15 protein-coding genes are annotated in these 15,474 nt (G+C 71.2%); 13 read left to right on the top strand and 2 right to left on the bottom strand.

The features are described from left to right. Window positions 1-22 precede the first annotated feature (22 nt). Both AB2U05_RS09005 and AB2U05_RS09000 read left to right on the top strand, forming a co-directional pair. Complete coding sequence (locus tag AB2U05_RS09005; protein ID WP_045702754.1) at window positions 23-253, top strand: antitoxin; 231 nt, start codon at window positions 23-25, stop codon at window positions 251-253. Continuing rightward, entirely contained in the window at window positions 250-660 is a 411-nt protein-coding gene (locus tag AB2U05_RS09000; protein WP_045702756.1) for a type II toxin-antitoxin system VapC family toxin, read from the top strand. The genes AB2U05_RS09005 and AB2U05_RS09000 overlap by 4 nt, the downstream gene beginning before the upstream one ends. Before the next feature lie 50 nt (window positions 661-710). On the opposite strand, the gene AB2U05_RS08995 is transcribed toward AB2U05_RS09000, so the two are convergent. Continuing rightward, complete coding sequence (locus AB2U05_RS08995) at window positions 711-1,364, bottom strand: MBL fold metallo-hydrolase (protein WP_045702758.1); 654 nt, start codon at window positions 1,362-1,364, stop codon at window positions 711-713. A gap of 48 nt (window positions 1,365-1,412) precedes the next feature. After that, window positions 1,413-2,144 (bottom strand): maleylpyruvate isomerase family mycothiol-dependent enzyme, encoded by a 732-nt coding sequence (locus AB2U05_RS08990; protein WP_045702760.1) that lies wholly within the window; start codon window positions 2,142-2,144, stop codon window positions 1,413-1,415. Between the two features lie 268 nt (window positions 2,145-2,412). On the opposite strand from AB2U05_RS08990, the gene uvrA reads away from it, so the two are divergent. The 11 genes from uvrA to AB2U05_RS08935 all read left to right on the top strand — a co-directional run bounded on the left by uvrA (window position 2,413) and on the right by AB2U05_RS08935 (window position 15,409). Further along, window positions 2,413-5,325 carry an excinuclease ABC subunit UvrA gene (uvrA, locus tag AB2U05_RS08985; RefSeq protein ID WP_045702761.1) on the top strand — a complete coding sequence of 971 codons (2,913 nt, stop codon included), beginning with the start codon at window positions 2,413-2,415 and terminating at the stop codon, window positions 5,323-5,325. A 115-nt stretch (window positions 5,326-5,440) separates the two neighbouring features. Further along, a complete protein-coding gene (locus AB2U05_RS08980; protein WP_369182962.1) occupies window positions 5,441-5,884 on the top strand; it encodes a Rieske (2Fe-2S) protein in 444 nt (147 codons plus the stop codon). A 66-nt stretch (window positions 5,885-5,950) separates the two neighbouring features. Next, window positions 5,951-7,990, top strand: coding sequence for an excinuclease ABC subunit UvrC (gene uvrC, locus AB2U05_RS08975; RefSeq protein ID WP_369182961.1), 2,040 nt, complete (start codon window positions 5,951-5,953; stop codon window positions 7,988-7,990). A 118-nt stretch (window positions 7,991-8,108) separates the two neighbouring features. Beyond that, a complete protein-coding gene (rapZ, locus tag AB2U05_RS08970; RefSeq protein ID WP_244179003.1) occupies window positions 8,109-8,993 on the top strand; it encodes an RNase adapter RapZ in 885 nt (294 codons plus the stop codon). Between the two features lie 71 nt (window positions 8,994-9,064). Next, complete coding sequence (gene yvcK, locus AB2U05_RS08965; protein ID WP_063773584.1) at window positions 9,065-10,162, top strand: uridine diphosphate-N-acetylglucosamine-binding protein YvcK; 1,098 nt, start codon at window positions 9,065-9,067, stop codon at window positions 10,160-10,162. Then, window positions 10,153-11,133 carry a DNA-binding protein WhiA gene (gene whiA, locus AB2U05_RS08960; protein WP_045702768.1) on the top strand — a complete coding sequence of 327 codons (981 nt, stop codon included), beginning with the start codon at window positions 10,153-10,155 and terminating at the stop codon, window positions 11,131-11,133. Before yvcK ends, whiA begins: the two co-directional genes overlap by 10 nt. Before the next feature lie 300 nt (window positions 11,134-11,433). After that, window positions 11,434-12,438, top strand: a complete 1,005-nt coding sequence (gene gap, locus AB2U05_RS08955) for a type I glyceraldehyde-3-phosphate dehydrogenase (RefSeq protein ID WP_369182960.1) — start codon at window positions 11,434-11,436, stop codon at window positions 12,436-12,438. Window positions 12,439-12,590: 152 nt separating this feature from the next. Next, window positions 12,591-13,802, top strand: a complete 1,212-nt coding sequence (gene pgk, locus AB2U05_RS08950; RefSeq protein WP_045702772.1) for a phosphoglycerate kinase — start codon at window positions 12,591-12,593, stop codon at window positions 13,800-13,802. 4 nt (window positions 13,803-13,806) lie between these two features. Next, complete coding sequence (gene tpiA, locus AB2U05_RS08945; protein ID WP_045702774.1) at window positions 13,807-14,592, top strand: triose-phosphate isomerase; 786 nt, start codon at window positions 13,807-13,809, stop codon at window positions 14,590-14,592. Window positions 14,593-14,679: 87 nt separating this feature from the next. Next, window positions 14,680-14,916, top strand: coding sequence for a preprotein translocase subunit SecG (gene secG / locus AB2U05_RS08940; RefSeq protein ID WP_045702776.1), 237 nt, complete (start codon window positions 14,680-14,682; stop codon window positions 14,914-14,916). 205 nt (window positions 14,917-15,121) lie between these two features. Then, window positions 15,122-15,409, top strand: coding sequence for an RNA polymerase-binding protein RbpA (locus tag AB2U05_RS08935; RefSeq protein WP_030308030.1), 288 nt, complete (start codon window positions 15,122-15,124; stop codon window positions 15,407-15,409). Window positions 15,410-15,474: the final 65 nt, after the last annotated feature.

Genomic DNA, 15,474 nt, shown 5'->3' with positions numbered 1-15,474 from the left:
GCAATGGCACTATGCTGCAGGCATGACTGCTCTGACGATCCGGGACGTCCCGGATGACCAGATCCAGACCCTGAAGGTTCGTGCCGCCCAGGCCGGCAAGTCTCTTCAGGCCTACTTCCTCGATCTCATCGCGCGCGAGACGTCCAAGCCCACCTTGGAGGAGATGGTGGCGCGCCTCAACCGTGAGACCACCGCCAGTGTCAGCGCGGGCGATGTCCTGGCCGCGATCGACGAGGGACGGGCTGGGCGGTGAGCGGGACGGTCGTCGTCGACTGTTCCGCACTGGTGCACTTCCTCGTCAACCGAGACGCCCTCGGCCTCGCCGTCCGGACCCGGGTGGGTTCCGCGGACACCGTGGCCGTGCCCACGCTGATCGACTACGAGATCCAGTCGGCCCTGCTGGGTATGCGGCGGGCGGGCAAACTCACGGAACGGGAGGTCGACAGGGCCGTCGAGGCCTATCGGCTGCTTCCGGTCGCCCGACACGAGACGCTCCACCTCTGGAGCCGCGTCCAGGCTCTCCACGCGAACCTGAGCGCCTATGACGCCCAGTACGTCGCCCTGGCCGAGGCTCTCGCCGCGACGCTGATCACCAGTGATGCGAGGATCGAGCGAAGCGGTGCCGCGAAGTGCCGCATCGAGGTCTTCGGCTCGAACTGATGATGTTTCCCGGTGGTCGGCCCCCGTGGGAGCCGACCAACCGAGGGGTGCTACCAACCCCGGTCGTGCCATTCCGCCAGGTGGGGGCGTTCGGTGCCGAGGGTGGTGTCGTTGCCGTGGCCGGGGTAGACCCAGGCCTCGTCGGGGAGGGCGTCGAAGATCTTCTCGGTGACGTCCCGGTAGAGGGTGCGGAAGGCCTCCGGGTCGCCCCAGGTGTTGCCGACGCCGCCCGGGAAGAGGCAGTCGCCGGTGAAGACGTGCGGGTGGCCCTGCGGGTCGTCGTAGATCAGCACGATCGCGCCCGGGGTGTGGCCGACCAGGTGGCGGACGGTGAGTTCGACGTCGCCGACGCGCAGCCGGTCGCCGTCCGCGAGCAGCAGCTCGGTGGGGACGTCGATGCCCTCGGCGTCGTGCTCGCCCGCGGCGGTGCGGGCGCCGGTGGTGGCGACCACCTCGGCGAGCGCGCCCCAGTGGTCGTGGTGCCGGTGGGTGGTGACCACGGTCTCCAGCTCGTCGCCGACCGTCTCCAGCAGCACCGGTGCGTCGGCGGCCGCGTCGATCAGCAGCTGTTCGTCGGTGGCCCGGCAGCGCAGCAGGTAGGCGTTGTTGTCGTACGGGCCCACGGCCACCTTGGTGATGATCAGGTGCGCCAGCTCGCGCACGTCCGGCGGCCCGCCGACCTTGACCGCTCCGTGGTACGTCATCCGTCCGCTCCTCGTCCGGCAACAGGGTTCAGGATCATCGTCCCGCCATCAGCCCATGGGGGGAAGCTCGGGGAGCCCGGTGTCGGGGGTGCGGCGCAGGTCGGCGCCGTCCGAGCGGCCGGAGAGCCAGGCGGCGAGGGCGCGGACCGGGCCTTCGACGGTCGGGCCGGTGCCGGCCGAGGGGGCGCCGATCAGGGCGCGGTCCTCGGTGTCGTCGGCGATCAGCCGGACGGCGGGGAGGTCGTCGTCGCCGTCCAGGGTGGTGGCGAGGCGGCGGAACTGGGCCACCGCGAAGGACTCCGACCACTGCGCGGGGGTGTAGCCGGCGTCCAGGTCGACGTGGTGGTACTCCAGCTCCAGCAGGCGCTTGAGCGGGATCTCGTGGGCCGGGAAGACGTAGCCGGAGCGGTGCTTGACGCCCACCGCCCAGGCCTCCGGGCCGAGCAGCGCGGCGGCCTCGGCGAAGCGGGCGTGCGCGTCGCGCAGGTCGGCGAGGTGGACGTCCAGCGGGCGGGGCGCGTCGCGTTCGATGTCCTGGTCGCGGACCTCGTTGCTGGCGTACTGCGGGATGTCGGTGCCGGTGCGGGCGCCGTCGAGCAGGTTGACCAGGGAGTCGGCGTTGCGGGCGAGGTGGGCGAGCACGTGGCCGCGGGTCCAGCCGGGGAGGGCGGAGGGCTCGGCGACGGCGTCGGGCTCCATCGCGGCGACGGTGGTCAGCAGGCGCCGGGTGCTCTCCTCGACCCGGCTCAGCCAGGACGCGGCGGCTTGTGCATCGGTCATCGAATCTGCCTTCCGTACGGAACAGGGCGTTGCCCGGGCCGGGCCTCGCTCGTTGACCAGTCGACGCTATCGCCGCATCCGGGCCCTGAGCAGGGGGTTTTTCGGTCCGGGTACGGACGGCCCGGAAGCGGTCCTCACTCGTTCGGGTGGTCTCCACTGGACAGAGTCGATATTCGAACGTCTGAGCTATAGGCTGGCTGCCGCATCCTGGAAGAAGAACCCGCTCACCTCCAAGGCCGTCTCGTACCGGAGAAAGGCGCCAGAAGCTGTGGCCGACCGCCTCGTCGTCCGCGGTGCACGCGAGCACAACCTGAAGAACGTCTCGCTCGACCTGCCCCGCGACTCCCTCATCGTCTTCACGGGCCTCTCCGGCTCCGGCAAGTCCTCGCTCGCCTTCGACACGATCTTCGCCGAGGGCCAGCGCCGCTACGTCGAGTCGCTGTCCTCCTACGCCCGCCAGTTCCTGGGCCAGATGGACAAGCCCGACGTGGACTTCATCGAAGGCCTCTCCCCGGCCGTCTCGATCGACCAGAAGTCCACCAACCGCAACCCCCGCTCGACCGTCGGCACCATCACCGAGGTGTACGACTACCTGCGCCTGCTGTTCGCCCGGATCGGCAAGCCGCACTGCCCGCACTGCGGCCGCCCGATCGCCAAGCAGTCGCCGCAGGCGATCGTCGACAAGGTCCTGGAGCTCTCCGAGGGCACCCGCTTCCAGGTGCTCAGCCCGGTGGTGCGCGAGCGCAAGGGCGAGTTCGTCGACCTGTTCGCCGACCTCCAGTCCAAGGGCTACTCCCGCGCCCGCGTCGACGGCGAGACGATCCAGCTCGCCGAGCCGCCGAAGCTGAAGAAGCAGGAGAAGCACACCGTCGAGGTGGTCGTCGACCGCCTGACCGTCAAGGAGAGCGCCAAGCGGCGGCTCACCGACTCGGTGGAGACGGCCCTGCGGCTGTCCGGCGGCATGGTCGTGCTCGACTTCGTCGACCTCCCGGAGGACGACCCGGAGCGCGAGCGGATGTACTCCGAGCACCTGTACTGCCCGTACGACGACGTGTCGTTCGAGGAGCTGGAGCCGCGCTCGTTCTCCTTCAACTCGCCGTTCGGCGCCTGCCCGGACTGCTCGGGCCTGGGCAACCGGATGGAGGTCGACCCGGAGCTCGTCGTGCCGGACCCGGAGCGCTCGCTGGACGAGGGCGCGATCCACCCCTGGTCGGCCGGGCACGCCAAGGAGTACTTCCAGCGCCTGATCGACGCGCTGGCCGAGGAGCTGGGCTTCCGCACCGACATCCCCTGGGCCGGGCTGCCGGCCCGCGCCAAGAAGGCGCTGCTGTACGGGCACAAGCACCAGGTGCAGGTCCGCTACCGCAACCGCTTCGGCCGCGAGCGCTCGTACAGCACCGGCTTCGAGGGCGCGGTGCCGTTCATCCAGCGCCGGCACACCGAGGCGGAGAGCGACAGCAGCCGCGAGCGCTTCGAGGGCTACATGCGCGAGGTGCCCTGCCCGACCTGCCAGGGCACCCGGCTCAAGCCGGTGGTGCTGGCGGTCACCGTCGAGGAGAAGTCGATCGCCGACGTCTCGTCGATGTCGATCAGCGACTGCGCCGAGTTCCTGGGCGCGATGAAGCTCAACGACCGGGACAAGCAGATCGCCGAGCGCGTCCTGAAGGAGGTCAACGAGCGGCTGCGCTTCCTGGTCGACGTCGGCCTGGACTACCTCTCGCTGGACCGCGCGGCCGGCACCCTGTCCGGCGGCGAGGCGCAGCGCATCCGGCTGGCCACCCAGATCGGCTCCGGCCTGGTCGGCGTGCTGTACGTGCTGGACGAGCCGTCGATCGGCCTGCACCAGCGGGACAACCACCGGCTGATCGAGACGCTGGTGCGGCTGCGCGACATCGGCAACACCCTGATCGTGGTCGAGCACGACGAGGACACCATCAAGACCGCGGACTGGGTGGTGGACATCGGCCCGGGCGCCGGCGAGCACGGCGGCAAGGTGGTGCACTCCGGTTCGCTGAAGCAGCTGCTCACCAACAAGGAGTCGCTGACCGGCCAGTACCTGTCCGGCAAGAGGTTCATCCCGGTCCCGGCCGCGCGCCGCGAGCGGGACAAGAAGCGGCAGTTGACGGTCCACGGCGCCCGCGAGCACAACCTCAAGGACGTCACGGTCGGCTTCCCGCTCGGCACCTTCACGGCGATCACCGGCGTCTCCGGCTCCGGCAAGTCGACGCTGGTCAACGACATCCTCTACACCCACCTCGCCCGGGAGCTGAACGGCGCCCGCAGCGTGCCCGGCCGGCACACCCGGATCACCGGCACGGACCTGGTGGACAAGGTGGTGCACGTCGACCAGTCGCCGATCGGCCGCACCCCGCGCTCCAACCCGGCCACCTACACCGGGGTGTTCGACCACGTGCGCCGGCTGTTCGCGGAGACGCAGGAGGCCAAGGTCCGCGGCTACCTGCCCGGCCGGTTCTCGTTCAACGTGAAGGGCGGCCGCTGCGAGAACTGCACCGGTGACGGCACCATCAAGATCGAGATGAACTTCCTGCCGGACGTCTACGTGCCGTGCGAGGTGTGCCACGGCGCCCGGTACAACCGGGAGACGCTGGAGGTGCACTACAAGGGCAAGTCCATCGCCGAGGTGCTGGACATGCCGATCGAGGAGGCGCTGGCGTTCTTCGAGGCCGTCCCGGCGATCGCCCGCCACCTGCGGACGCTCAACGACGTCGGCCTCGGCTACGTCCGCCTCGGCCAGTCCGCGCCGACGCTGTCCGGCGGCGAGGCGCAGCGCGTCAAGCTCGCCTCGGAGCTGCAGAAGCGCTCCACCGGGCGGACGGTCTACGTGCTGGACGAGCCCACCACCGGTCTGCACTTCGAGGACATCAGCAAGCTGATCAAGGTGCTCAGCGGGCTGGTCGACAAGGGCAACACGGTGATCGTGATCGAGCACAACCTCGACGTGATCAAGACCGCCGACTGGGTCGTCGACATGGGCCCCGAGGGCGGTTCCGGCGGCGGCACGGTGGTCGCCGAGGGCACCCCGGAGCAGATCGCGGCCGTCTCGGAGAGCCACACCGGCAAGTTCCTCCGGGACATCCTGCCGGGCGACTTCGCGGACGCCCCGGTCGCCGCCCCCGCCAAGCGGGCGCCGCGCAAGCGGGCCGTCGCGGCGAAGAAGTAGTCGGCCCCGCCCCGCCGTTCCCCGGATGCCCGGGGGCGGCGGGGCGCGTGCCGCATAGACTTCCGTGGTCCCACGAGCAGTCGAACCGCAGCAGTCGAACCGCAGGAGAGCACCGATGTCCGAGGCCACCGAGTCCAGCCCCGCCACCTCCCGCCGCACCCTGCTCTGCGGCGCCGCGGCCGTCCTGGCGGCCGGCGGCACCGTGACGCTCGCCGGCTGCGGCTCCTCCGGCGACTCCTCCGCCAAGAGCAGCGCCCCCAAGGGCCCGGTGGACCTCGGCCCGGCCACCGACGTCCCGGTCGGCGGCGGCAAGGTCTTCCGCGAGCAGAAGATCGTCGTGACCCAGCCCGCCGAGGGCCAGTTCAAGGCCTTCAGCGCCAAGTGCACCCACGCCGGCTGCGTGGTGGACCAGGTGAAGAAGCAGCAGATCCAGTGCCCGTGCCACGGCAGCCGGTTCGCCATCGCAGACGGCTCGGTGCAGGACGGCCCGGCCCCCACCCCGCTGCCCGCCTTCGCCGTCACGGTCGAGGGCGGGAACCTCAAGGTGACCCCGAGCTGAAGCAGGCGAGCCCCGTCCCCGTGATCTTGCCCCCACGACACCGGCCCCGATCGGTACGGTGGACCCATGGCTGACCCGAGCACCTACCGCCCGGCGCCGGGAGCGATCCCGATCTCCCCGGGCGTCTACAAGTTCCGCGACGCCCACGGCCGGGTCATCTACGTCGGCAAGGCCAAGAGCCTGCGCCCGCGCCTGTCCTCGTACTTCCAGGACCTGGCCGGGCTGCACCCCCGCACCGCGACGATGGTGACCACCGCCGCCTCGGTGGAGTGGACGGTGGTCGCCACCGAGGTCGAGGCGCTGCAGCTGGAGTACTCCTGGATCAAGGAGTTCGACCCCCGGTTCAACGTCAAGTACCGCGACGACAAGAGCTATCCGGAGCTCGCCGTCACGCTGAACGAGGAGTACCCGCGGGTCCAGGTGATGCGCGGGGCGCACAAGAAGGGCGTGCGCTACTTCGGCCCGTACGGGCACGCCTGGGCGATCCGCGAGACGGTCGACCTGCTGCTGCGCGTCTTCCCCGTCCGTACCTGCTCCAACGGCGTGTTCAAGCGCGCCCGGCAGGTCGGCCGGCCCTGCCTGCTCGGCTACATCGGCAAGTGCGCCGCGCCCTGCGTCGGCAAGGTGACGGCGGACGAACACCGGGCGCTGGCCGAGGACTTCTGCGACTTCATGGCCGGGCGCACGGGCAACTACCTGCGTCGGCTGGAGGCGCAGATGCAGGAGGCCGCCGAGGAACTGGAGTACGAGAAGGCGGCCCGGCTGCGGGACGACATCGGCGCCCTCAAGCGCGCGATGGAGAAGAACGCCATCGTGCTCGCCGACGCCACCGACGCCGACCTGCTGGCCGTCGCCGAGGACGAACTCGAAGCCGCCGTGCAGATCTTCCACGTCCGCGGCGGCCGGGTGCGCGGCCAGCGCGGCTGGGTCACCGACAAGGTCGAGGACGTCGACACGGCCGGCCTGGTCGAGCACGCCCTGCAGCAGCTGTACGGCGCCGCCGCCGCGGACGAGCGGAACGAGTCCGTCCCCCGCGAGGTGCTGGTGCCCGCGCTGCCCGACCCGGTCGGGCCGATACGGGACTGGCTGAGCGAACTGCGCGGCAGCCAGGTCGACCTGCGCATCCCGCAGCGCGGCGACAAGAAGGACCTGATGGCCACCGTGCAGCGCAACGCCCAGCAGGCCCTCGCGCTGCACAAGACCAAGCGCGCCTCCGACCTCACCACCCGCAGCCGCGCCCTGCAGGAGATCGCCGACGCGCTGGAGCTGGACTCCGTCCCGCTGCGCATCGAGTGCTTCGACATCTCCCACCTCCAGGGCGAGGACGTGGTCGCCTCGATGGTCGTCTTCGAGGACGGCCTGGCGCGCAAGGGCGAGTACCGGCGCTTCCAGATCAAGGGCTTCGCCGGCCAGGACGACGTCCGCTCGATGCACGAGGTGATCGGCCGGCGCTTCCGCCGCTACCTCCAGGAGCGCGAGCAGACCGGCGAGTGGGCCGTCCCCGAAGCGGACGACGAGGGGGAGGGCCCGCGCACCGAGGACGGCCGCCCGCGCCGCTTCGCCTACCCGCCGCAGCTGCTGGTGGTCGACGGCGGCCAGCCGCAGGTCGCGGCCGCCAAGCGCGCCCTGGACGAACTCGGTATCGACGACGTCGCGCTGTGCGGCCTGGCCAAGCGCCTGGAGGAGGTCTGGCTGCCCGGCGAGGACGACCCGGTGGTGCTGCCGCGCTCCAGCGAGGGCCTCTACCTGCTGCAGCGCGTCCGCGACGAGGCCCACCGCTTCGCGATCACCTACCAGCGCGCCAAGCGTTCCAAGCGACTCACCGCCGGGGAGCTGGACTCCGTCCCGGGCCTCGGCGAGACTCGCCGCCGGGCGCTGCTCAAGCACTTCGGCTCGCTGAAGAAGCTCCGGGCGGCCACCGTCGACGAACTCTGCGCCGTACCCGGCATCGGACGCCGCACGGCGGAGACCGTTGCGGCGGTGTTGTCGTCCCGTACACCCGCCGCACCCGCGGTCAACACCGCGACCGGCGAGATCATCGAGGACGGGGCTGACGAGGTCGTGACCGCAGTGCCCCGGACCGCACCATCCCAGGAGACGCCATGACGGCCGACGCCGCCCGTCAGCAGGCCCGCCCCGCCCCCGCGCGCCCGTCCGGGCCGGGGAAGGACGGCCGCGCCGTGGGTGTTCTCCCCAGCAGAAAGACCGAGAACGGGGAACCGAAGTGACCGTGTCAGACGTGGCCGAGAACGCGCCGGAGCTGGTGATCATCTCCGGCATGTCCGGAGCCGGCCGCTCCACCGCGGCCAAGTGCCTGGAGGACCTCGGCTGGTTCGTGGTCGACAACCTGCCGCCGGCCCTGATCCCGACCATGGTCGACCTCGGCGCCCGCTCCCAGGGGAACGTGGCCCGGATCGGCGTGGTCGTGGACGTCCGCGGCCGGCAGTTCTTCGACGACCTGCTGACCTCGCTGGACGAGCTGGAGAAGCGCGGTGTCCGCCTCCAGGTGGTCTTCCTCGACTCCTCCGACGAGGCCCTGGTGCGCCGCTTCGAGAGCGTGCGCCGCCCGCACCCGCTGCAGGCGGACGGCCGGATCGTCGACGGCATCGCCCAGGAGCGCGACCTGCTGCGCGACCTGCGCGGCGAGGCCGACCTGGTGATCGACACCTCCAACCTCAACGTGCACCAGCTGCGCGCCAAGCTGGACGCCCAGTTCGCCGACCACGACGAGCCCGAGCTGCGCGCCACCGTGATGTCCTTCGGCTTCAAGTACGGCCTGCCGGTCGACGCCGACCTGGTGGTGGACTGCCGCTTCCTGCCCAACCCGCACTGGGTGCCCGAGCTGCGCGCCCGCACCGGCACCGATGCGGACGTCGCCGACTACGTGTTCCAGCAGCCCGGTGCCAACGAGTTCCTGGACGGCTACGCCGAGCTACTCCGGATCGTTACCGAGGGCTACCGCCGGGAGGGGAAGCGCTACATGACGCTTGCCGTAGGCTGCACCGGTGGCAAGCACCGGAGCGTCGCCATGTCCGAGCGGCTGACCAAGCGTCTCATCGCGGACGGTGTGGAGACGGTGCTCGTCCACCGTGACATGGGCCGGGAGTGACCGCCGCCCTCCTGCCGGGCCCCGGCGGAGCCGGTGGCGGGGCGAGGAACGCGAGGTGATTCGTGGCGGGAGTGGCGGGATACGGGCCCGGGCGGCAGCCGCAGGGCAGGGCCGGTGACCGGGCGGGCAGCCCGGCCCGGCCCCCGGCTCCGAGCCGGCCGCGCAGCAGTCCCGCCCGGACCAACCCCGCCCCCCGGATCGCCGCCCTCGGCGGCGGCCAGGGCCTGTCCGCCTCGCTGTCCGCGCTGCGCCGGCTGACCACCGACCTGACGGCCGTGGTCACCGTCGCCGACGACGGCGGCTCCAGCGGCCGGCTGCGCGAGGAGCTGGGCGTGCTGCCGCCGGGCGACCTGCGCAAGGCGCTGGCCGCGCTGTGCGGGGACGACGACTGGGGCCGCACCTGGTCCGAGGTGATCCAGCAGCGCTTCACCGGCACCGGCGAGCTCGGCGGCCACGCGGTCGGCAACCTGCTGATCGTGGCCCTCTGGGAGAAGCTGGGCGATCCGGTGTCCGCGCTGGACTGGGTCGGCCGGCTGCTGAACGTCCAGGGCCGGGTGCTGCCGATGTCGGCGGTGCCGCTGGACATCGAGGCGACCGTGCGCGGCCTCGACCCGGCCCGCCCGGGCGCGGTCACCGCCGTGCGCGGCCAGGCCAGCGTCGCGGCGACCCCCGGCACGGTGCAGTCGATCCGGCTGCTGCCGGCCGAGCCGCCGGCCGTCCCGGAGGCGGTCACCGCCGTCCGCGAGGCGGACTGGGTGGTGCTCGGCCCCGGCTCCTGGTTCACCAGCGTGCTGCCGCACCTGCTGGTCCCCGAACTGGCCAAGGCCCTCACCGAGACCCGCGCCCGCCGCCTGCTCACGCTGAACCTCGCCCCGCAGCCGGGCGAGACCGAGGGCTTCACCCCGCAGCGCCACCTGGAGGTCATCGCCGACCACGCCCCGGACCTCGCCGTGGATGCGATCCTGGTGGACGAGCGCGCCGTCACCGGCGGCGCCTTCGGCCAGGCGGACCTGGCCGGATTGGAGAAGGCCGCCGAACGGATGGGTGCCGCTCTGGTGCTCGGTACGGTGGCCCGCACCGACGGGAGCCCGCGACACGACCCGGAGCTGTTGGCGGCCGCGTACGACCGGATTTTCCGGACACATGGAAGGATCGGGCCATGGCGATGACTCCAGCGGTGAAGGACGAGATCAGCCGGCTCCCGGTCACCCGGGCCTGCTGCCGCAAGGCGGAGGTGTCGGCGATCCTGCGGTTCGCGGGCGGACTGCACATCGTGAGCGGCCGCATCGTGATCGAGGCGGAGCTGGACACCGGGTCGGCGGCGCGGCGGCTGCGCAAGGACCTCCTGGAGATCTTCGGGCACTCCTCCGACCTCGTGGTGATGGCCCCCGGCGGGCTGCGGCGCGGCAGCCGCTTCGTGGTCCGGGTGGTCAAGGACGGCGAGCTGCTGGCCCGCCAGACCGGCCTGGTCGACGGCCGGGGCCGCCCGATCCGGGGCCTGCCCCCGGCGGTCGTCTCCGGCGCGACCTGCGACGCCGAGGCGGCCTGGCGCGGCGCCTTCCTGGCGCACGGCTCGCTCACCGAGCCGGGCCGCTCCTCCTCGCTGGAGATCACCTGCCCCGGCTCCGAGGCCGCCCTGGCGTTGGTCGGCGCCGCCCGCCGGCTCGGCATTCCGGCCAAGGCCCGCGAGGTGCGCGGGGTGGACCGGGTGGTGATCCGCGACGGCGACGCCATCGGCGCGCTGCTGACCCGTCTCGGCGCGCACGAGTCGGTGCTCGCCTGGGAGGAGCGCCGGATGCGGCGCGAGGTCCGGGCCACCGCGAACCGGCTGGCGAACTTCGACGACGCCAACCTGCGCCGCTCGGCCCGCGCCGCGGTGGCGGCCGGCGCCCGGGTGCAGCGCGCGCTGGAGATCCTGGGCGAGGAGGTGCCCGAGCACCTGGCCGCGGCCGGTCAGCTGCGGATGCAGCACAAGCAGGCCTCGCTGGAGGAGCTGGGCGCGCTCGCCGACCCGCCGCTGACCAAGGACGCGGTGGCCGGCCGGATCCGCCGTCTGCTGGCGATGGCCGACAAGCGCGCCTCGGAGCTGGGTCTGCCGGGAACCGAGGCCAGCCTGACGGACGAGATGGCGCTCAACTGACGCTCACGGTGCGTGACCAAACCACGGCCGGTGCCCGCACGACGGGCGCCGGCCGTGGGCCGTTCCGGGGCCGGTCCGCCCTCCCGAATTGGTAGAGACCACTGGCCGCGGGGCCAACTGCCCGGCCGGGCGGGGACGGACGGCCGGAAAGCGGGTTTCGACAGCGCCACGCCCAGTCTCACGAGGTGGCGCGATGTGCCCTCCCAGCCGCGGGAGGGGTAGGGTCGTAGGCGGTCGGGGACTTCCCAAATCTCATCCCCGTCGGCCTAGCGCCGGCGTACCTAACGAGGAGATCGGTTCGTGACGATCCGGGTAGGCATCAACGGCTTCGGCCGCATCGGCCGCAACTTCTTCCGCGCTGTCAAGGCCCAGGGCGCGGACATCGAGATCGTCGGTGTCAACGACCTCACCGACACCAAGACCCTGGCCCACCTGCTCAAGTACGACACCACCCTGGGCACCTTCCCGGGCCAGGTCTCGCACACCGAGGACAGCATCACCGTCGACGGCCACACCTTCAAGGTGACCGCCGAGCGCGACCCCGCCAACCTCCCCTGGGCCGCCCTGGGCGCCGACATCGTCGTCGAGTCCACCGGCATCTTCACCAAGGCCGAGGCTGCGAAGAAGCACCTCGCCGCCGGCGCGAAGAAGGTCCTCATCTCGGCGCCCGCGAGCGACGAGGACATCACCATCGTGATGGGCGTCAACGACGAGAAGTACGACGCCGCCAAGCACGACATCATCTCCAACGCCTCCTGCACCACCAACTGCGTGGCGCCGATGGCCAAGGTGCTGAACGAGAGCTTCGGCATCGTCAAGGGTCTGATGACCACCGTCCACGCGTTCACCAACGACCAGGTCACCCTGGACTTCCCGCACAAGGACCTGCGCCGTGCTCGTGCGGCCTCGCAGAACATCATCCCGACCTCGACCGGTGCCGCCAAGGCGACCGCCCTGGTCCTGCCGGAGCTGAAGGGCAAGCTGGACGGCACCTCGCTGCGCGTCCCGGTTCCGACCGGCTCCATCACGGACCTGGTCGTCACCCTGGAGCGCGAGGTCACCAAGGACGAGGTCAACGCCGCGTTCCAGAAGGCCGCGGAGGGCCCCCTCAAGGGCATCCTGTCCTACACCGAGGACCCGATCGTGTCCTCGGACATCGTCAACGACCCGGCCTCCTGCATCTTCGACTCCCAGCTCACCATGGTCCAGGGCAACCAGGTCAAGGTGCTCGGCTGGTACGACAACGAGTGGGGCTACTCGAACCGCCTCGTCAACCTGACCACCCTCGTCGGCGGGCAGCTCTGACCTTGCGGGAGCTGACGTGATGTAGGGGCGAGGGCCCGGACGGCGACCACGCCGACCGGGCCCTCGTTCCGCGCTTCCAGTACTTCCCAGGCGGCCCCTGCGCCGTGCCGCCTCCTGCGCATCAACCATCTCCCCAGGAGAACCAAATCCCCGTGAAGACCATCGAAGAGCTCATCGAAGCCGGTGTCGAAGGCAAGCGCGTGTTCGTGCGCGCCGACCTGAACGTCCCGCTGGACGGCGCGACGATCACCGACGACGGCCGCATCCGCGCCGTCGCGCCGACCATCGCCAAGCTGGTCGCGGCCGGCGCGAAGGTCGTCGTCGCCTCGCACCTCGGCCGGCCCAAGGGCGCGCCGGACCCGCAGTTCTCGCTCGCCCCGGCGGCCAAGCGCCTCGGCGAGATCCTCGGGCGGGAGGTCGTCTTCGCCGCCGACACCGTGGGCGACAGCGCGAAGGCCGTCGTGGCCGCGCTGGGCGACGGTGACGTCGCGCTGCTGGAGAACCTGCGCTTCAACGCCGGCGAGACCAGCAAGGACGACGCCGAGCGCAAGGCCTTCGCCGAGCAGCTCGCCACCCTGGCCGACCTGTACGTGGGCGACGGCTTCGGCGCCGTGCACCGCAAGCACGCCTCGGTCTACGACCTGCCCGGCCTGCTGCCGCACGCCGCCGGCGACCTGATCGCCACCGAGGTCGGCGTGCTGAAGAAGCTCACCGAGGACGTCAAGCGCCCGTACGTCGTCGTGCTCGGCGGCGCCAAGGTGTCGGACAAGCTCGGCGTGATCGACAACCTGCTGAAGAAGGCCGACCGGATCCTGATCGGCGGCGGCATGGCGTACACCTTCCTCAAGGCCAAGGGCCACGAGGTCGGCATCTCGCTGCTGCAGGAGGACCAGATCCCGGTCTGCCTGAACTACCTGGCCGAGGCCGAGAAGCGGGGCGTCGAGTTCGTCCTGCCGGTCGACGTCCTGGTCTCCGCCGAGTTCCCCGACCTCAAGGGCAAGACCCCGGCGACCTACGACACCGTCGCCTCGGACGGCATCCCCGCGGACAAGGAGGGCCTGGACATCGGCCCGAAGACCCGCGAGCTGTACGCGGCGAAGCTGGCCGACGCGGGCACCGTGTTCTGGAACGGCCCGATGGGCGTCTTCGAGCACCCCGACTACGCGAACGGCACCAAGGCCGTCGCGCAGGGCCTGCTCGACAGCGACGCGTTCACCGTGGTCGGTGGCGGCGACTCCGCCGCGGCCGTCCGCATCCTGGGCTTCGACGAGAACGCCTTTGGACACATCTCGACCGGCGGTGGCGCGAGCCTCGAGTACCTGGAGGGCAAGTCCCTTCCCGGTCTCGCCGCCCTGGAAGGCTGACAGCATGACTGAGCGTCTCCCGCTGATGGCGGGCAACTGGAAGATGAACCTCAACCACCTCGAGGCCATCCAGCACACCCAGAAGCTGGCGTTCGCGCTGGCCGACAAGGACTACGAGGCCGTCGAGGTCGCCGTCCTGGTGCCGTTCACCGACCTGCGGTCGGTGCAGACCCTGGTCTTCGGCGACAAGCTGAAGATCAAGTACGGCTCGCAGGACATCTCGCAGCACGACTCCGGTGCCTACACCGGCGAGGTCTCCGGCCCGATGCTGGCCAAGCTGCAGTGCACCTACGCGGTGATCGGCCACTCGGAGCGCCGCCAGTACCACGGCGAGGACGAGGAGATCGTCAACGCCAAGGTCAAGGCCGCCTACCGGGCCGGGGTCACCCCGATCCTGTGCATCGGCGAGCCGCTGGAGATCCGCAAGGCCGGCACCCACGTCGAGTACACCCTGGCCCAGCTGGACGGCGCCCTGGAGGGCGTCCCGGCGCACCAGGCCGAGTCCATCGTGGTCGCGTACGAGCCGGTCTGGGCGATCGGCACCGGCGAGGTGGCCACCCCGGAGGACGCGCAGGAGGTCTGCGCCGCCATCCGCGGGCGGATCGCCGAGCTGTACGACGCCGAGCTGGCCGGCAAGGTCCGCGTGCTCTACGGCGGTTCGGTCAAGTCGTCGAGCGCGGCCGGCCTGATGGCCAAGCCCGACATCGACGGCGGCCTGATCGGCGGTGCCTCGCTGGACGCCGACGAGTTCGTCAAGATCGTGCGTTACCGTGAGCAGGCAGTAGGCTAACGCCGCCGCAGCAACGTAGGCTTTGGGGCCGGACCGCCGTACGCGGCCCGGCCCCTTCGCCGAAGATACGAGAGAGTTGGTCCCGTCGTGGTTCTCGGGTTCTCGATTGCCCTGATCATTTTCAGCGCACTGATGATCCTGCTGGTGCTGCTGCACAAGGGGAAGGGCGGCGGCCTGTCCGACATGTTCGGCGGTGGCGCCATGTCCACCGGTGGCGGCTCGGCGGTGGCCGAGCGCAACCTGGACCGCATCACCATCGTGGTCGGCCTGGGCTGGTTCGCCTGCATCGTGGTGCTCAGCCTGGTGCTCAAGTACAAGAGCTGACGCAGGCCTGACGCCCCGTCGTCCGAGCGCCTATCCTGGGACGGTCGGGGCCGTGGGCGATGCTGGCGGATGCTTAGCCCCTGCTTACACTAGGACGACTTTCGCCACCGACGCGCATCGCGGCGGGTCGGCGCACCAGCACGCAGGGAGTCAGACCGTGGCAAGTGGCAACGCCATCCGTGGCAGCAGGGTCGGAGCCGGCCCGATGGGCGAGGCGGAGCGCGGCGAGTCCGCCCCGCGCAACCGGATCAGCTTCTGGTGTGCCAACAAGCACGAGACCCGGCCCAGCTTCGCCGCCGAGGCCGTCATCCCGGACACCTGGGACTGCCCGCGCTGCGGCTTCCCGGCCGGGCAGGACGAGCACAACCCGCCGGCGCCGTCCCGCAACGAGCCCTACAAGACCCACCTCGCGTACGTCCGCGAGCGGCGCACCGACGCGGACGGCGAGGCGATCCTCGCCGAGGCGCTGGCCAAGCTGCGCGGCGAGATCTGAGAGCTGCGCGAGCGATCTCCGAGCTGAGGCGAGCCGAGCGGCATCGAAGCACTGAAGGGCGCCAC

The organism is Streptomyces sp. Y1, assembly GCF_041053115.1.
Classification (GTDB): Bacteria; Actinomycetota; Actinomycetes; order Streptomycetales; family Streptomycetaceae; genus Kitasatospora; species Kitasatospora rubellomurina.
This window is presented reverse-complemented; position numbering and strand designations above follow the sequence as displayed.

Bases quoted from the DNA above. Each gene is read 5' to 3' on its own strand.
- AB2U05_RS08995 (WP_045702758.1), bottom strand. From the start codon at position 1,364: ATGACGTACCACGGAGCGGTCAAGGTCGGCGGGCCGCCGGACGTGCGC.
- whiA (WP_045702768.1), top strand. From the start codon at position 10,153: ATGGCGATGACTCCAGCGGTGAAGGACGAGATCAGCCGGCTCCCGGTC.
- AB2U05_RS08980 (WP_369182962.1), top strand. From the start codon at position 5,441: ATGTCCGAGGCCACCGAGTCCAGCCCCGCCACCTCCCGCCGCACCCTG.
- tpiA (WP_045702774.1), top strand. From the start codon at position 13,807: ATGACTGAGCGTCTCCCGCTGATGGCGGGCAACTGGAAGATGAACCTC.
- AB2U05_RS08990 (WP_045702760.1), bottom strand. From the start codon at position 2,144: ATGACCGATGCACAAGCCGCCGCGTCCTGGCTGAGCCGGGTCGAGGAG.
- AB2U05_RS09005 (WP_045702754.1), top strand. From the start codon at position 23: ATGACTGCTCTGACGATCCGGGACGTCCCGGATGACCAGATCCAGACC.
- uvrC (WP_369182961.1), top strand. From the start codon at position 5,951: ATGGCTGACCCGAGCACCTACCGCCCGGCGCCGGGAGCGATCCCGATC.
- AB2U05_RS08935 (WP_030308030.1), top strand. From the start codon at position 15,122: ATGGGCGAGGCGGAGCGCGGCGAGTCCGCCCCGCGCAACCGGATCAGC.